This is a genomic window from Burkholderia sp. AW33-5 (assembly GCF_053427615.1).
Map to the genome: position 1 here is coordinate 1 of NZ_JBSAXA010000097.1, position 533 is coordinate 533.

1 protein-coding gene is annotated in these 533 nt (G+C 51.2%); it reads left to right on the forward strand.

The annotated features are described in order from the left end of the window. Positions 1-533 (forward strand): hypothetical protein (locus tag ACV22V_RS32515; RefSeq protein WP_448016834.1); only part of this gene is annotated, 533 nt, incomplete at both ends.

Genomic DNA, 533 nt, shown 5'->3' on the forward strand with positions numbered 1-533 from the left:
GCCGCAAAAGCGGCGAAACAAAAAGATGCGGAACGGTCCGCGCAACGGCAGCAAGCATTACAACCGGTGCCACTGAAGTCGTTAGGGGAGGTTGCAAACCAGCTGGTGCAGGAGCTTGATCCTGCTCGACTGCAACGCAATATGGCGACTGAAATCTCTAGAATCAAGACGCTTAATCAGAAAGAACAACGCATTGCGGCCTACGGCAAAGTTGAAAATATGGTTTGTGATATCGTGGATGAACAATGGTCCCGTGCAATGCTGCAGGCCAAACGCGATTTGCAACCCGCTCTGCTCTCTTGGGTTATATCGCCACATAACGCCAAGGCCTATGCTGACGCGGCTTCATCATTGAAGATGCAGGCACCAGAAAAGCTAGTCAGGAAGATTTTCGAGAGCATCGTGAGCAAGCCAGAGATTCAGCGCTATATCGACCAGCTGGCTCAAGGCGGTAGCTCGGATCAAACGGCAGTAACAGAAAGTTTGCAAGAAGTGGGGCAAATAGTGGAATCCGAGGGGCAGCAAGTGATCAA